The sequence below is a fragment of the Candidatus Moraniibacteriota bacterium genome (assembly GCA_028688415.1).
Lineage (GTDB): Bacteria > Patescibacteriota > Minisyncoccia > Moranbacterales > UBA1568 > UBA1568.
In genome coordinates, this window is the sequence record JAQTYF010000008.1 from 1 (window position 1) to 3,045 (window position 3,045).

Genomic DNA, 3,045 nt, shown 5'->3' on the forward strand with positions numbered 1-3,045 from the left:
AGTACGTGCTGGAACGCAGCTTTTCGCATGGACTTGGAAAGAACGCATGGCTGGATGGTGTGCGCAACATGGTGGAATCCACCGACGCCGAGCAACTGGCGCAATACGCCAAGGACCGCAAGGCAGCACAAGAAGAATCGGTAGCCCGTGTTGGCAAGATCGCCGAGGCCATCAAAGACCCCAAAACACTGGACGACTTCAAAACCTGGATGCGTGCCATCATGGCGGGTGGCAAGACATTCAAAGAAGCCCGGATGATGCTCGCGCCAGAGCAACGGGCGAAGTTTGACGACCTGATAGCCACCGAAAGCCGGGCCGAGCGCGCCTCCCGCAAGGAGTCGGCGCAGGAAGCTGTGTTGCGCGCGCCAGGCGAAGCGGTGACGGCAACCGAGATAATCAAGACCCGGCACACCAAGCACGGTCATGACCTGTGGCAGTTCAATCTTGACCAGCGCGTGTCGGGCGAAGAATTCAAGTCGCTGGTGGCGCAGGCCAAGCGCCTTGGCGGGGATTACTCCAGTTACCGTGGCAACGGTGCCATTCCCGGATGGCAGTTCCGCACCGAGGACGCGGCCAAGGCGTTCAAGTCGCTGATCGCTGGCGACACCGCAGCCGCCAAGGACGTGATGCAAGAGCGCCGCGATGCCTTTGCCGACGACAGCAGCCAAACCGCCGTGCAGCGCCTGAGCGAAATGGCCGACCGCCTGGAAGAACAGGCCGATGCCAGTTTGAACCAAGAGCGCAAGGCCAACACGCACAAGCGGGCCAGCCAAGCCGCCAGCGCAGAGGCTGCCGCCAATGCCGAGAAGGCCATGGCCAAGACCATGCGCAATCTGGCGCAAGCCATCGGCAACGGTTCCGCGAAGTTCCTTGACCGAGTGCGCCAGAAAACGCAGGTGTCTTTGCTGCTGACGGCAGTGAACAACGCCAAGTACGACGAACTGCGTGCCAAGTACGCCAGCTATGGCGATCAGGAAAAGCACCGTGGCGAAGCACCCACGATAGAGACAGCAGACTTTGCCGAGTTCCCGAGCTTCACCGCCTACCGTTCCGATCTGGCCAGTCTGGCGCGTCAACTGGTGGAGGTGGACGGTACCAAGAAAATGGGTCAGCAGTTGCTGAAGGTGGCTGATGACGTGTCAGACGCCTACCTGAAGTTTGCAAAAGAGAATTTCAGCCAAGTGGCATCGTTCGCCAAGACGGGCGGTGGTATTGCCGGATTCAGCACCAAGGGTGCCGCCGAAGCCGCCATTGCGCGCAGTGGCTACAAGGGCAAGGCCATAGCCTACCAAGTCAAGCGCGGCGAGCACACGGTCATCATGAGCCCCAGCGAAGCCATCGAGCGCGGCATCTGGAAGGGCGATGGTGACAAACGCATCACGTTGTCTGGCGAGTTCGGTGCAGAACTGGTCGAGAAGATCGGAAAGGCTGCGCGGCGCGGCTCCAAGGTTTCCGTCCCATGGCAGTTTGAGACGGCTCTTGACCGGCGCAAAGCATTGGAGCGCATGGGCATCGAAACCCCGGCAGAGTACCGGGCTGCGCTGCGCGAGTTCATCGGCTTGCAGGAAGTGGCTGAAGCGCCCAGCAAGGTCAAGCAACTGGAACGCGCCATGGTGGGCCGACGTAATGACGGGATGGACTTCTTCCCGACGCCTGAAAGCGTGGCCGACGAGATGGTGGCAACCGCTGGAATTGAGCCCGGCATGAGCGTGCTGGAGCCCAGCGCGGGCTGGGGCCACATTGCCGAGCGCATCCGGTCATCCGGTGTTGAGCCTGATGTTGGTGAACTGTCTGGCGACCGGCGTGAACTTCTGGAGGCTAAAGGGTTCAACGTGGTTGGCAACGATTTTCTGGCGATGGACGGCCAGTATGACCGCATCGTTATGAACCCGCCCTTCAGCGATGGCCGTGACATCCAGCATGTACAGCACGCCTACACGCTGCTGAAACCGGGCGGCCGACTGGTGGCCATCATGGGCGAGTCAGCCTTCACAAACCAGAATAAGCGCGCCGCCGAGTTCCGTGACTGGCTTGAATCCATTGGTGGCACCGACGAAAAGCTTACCGAAGGATCATTCAACGACCCGAGCCTTCCGGTCAATACCGGGGCCAATGCGCGCATGGTGGTGATTGAAAAGCAAACCGACAAGGGCGTGGCGATGTTCAGCCGCGCCGATATTGACGCGGCAACCGCTCAATCTACTGAACAATGGCAATCCAGCCTGCGCAGTGCTGCAACCAACCCGCAAGCCAAAGACCCGAGCATGGTGACGCCAACAGTCTTGCGCGAGATGGGGGCAAAAGCCAATAAGCTGGTTCTTCCTAGAACCTACTTGATGGCCATCATGGCGAAGCATTCGGATGTTCCGGCCAATGTGTTTGAGAGCCTGCCGTCCATGCTGGCCGACCCGATGTTCATCATTCCTTACAAAGATGGCGGGTTGCGGGTATTTGTCCAGGCTGAAACCGTGCGCGGAGAACCCGTTGTTGTTGGCGTGAGCGTCGGGAAGGATGGGCGGATAAATACTGTCACGCCATTCAATGACGATGGAAACAAGGGCGCTGGCATTCGGCGGCGTGATCTTCAGATAACGCAAGCGCTGAGTCGCGGCGAGAAAATTTACGCCATAAACAAAGAAGCCCTCGATAAATCGAAGGCTTCGGCTGCGGCGGCTCCGGGCCTAATTCCCTTGCACCGTAACTCCATCAGCAAAGCGACTGTAATCACGCGAGAGGATGTTGTCAAGAGGATTGAGGCTGAAAGCAACACAGGCGGGGCGCAATACAGCCGTGGAACAAGTTCCACCGGCCTGCCCCACACCCAAGTAAGTGCCATCGTCAACGCCATCAAAGCACGCTGGGCCAACGCCCCAGACATCGTAGTGGCCTCCAACATGGCCGATACGGTAATCCCCCAGGCGGTACGCGATGAGGACGCCAAGCAGAAATCAATGGGTGCAACTGGTGAGCCCGAGGGCTTTTACCATGGTGGCAAGGTGTACGTGGTGGCCGGAGAGATGAACACGGCCAGCGATGTGATCAGGG

The 3,045-nt window shown here is 59.4% G+C and carries 1 protein-coding gene; it reads left to right on the forward strand.

Annotated elements, in window-relative coordinates; all coding sequences use genetic code 11:
• Positions 1 to 3,045, forward strand: a 3,045-nt coding sequence (locus tag PHH40_04985; protein MDD2767078.1) for a hypothetical protein, incomplete at both ends; no start/stop codon positions are given.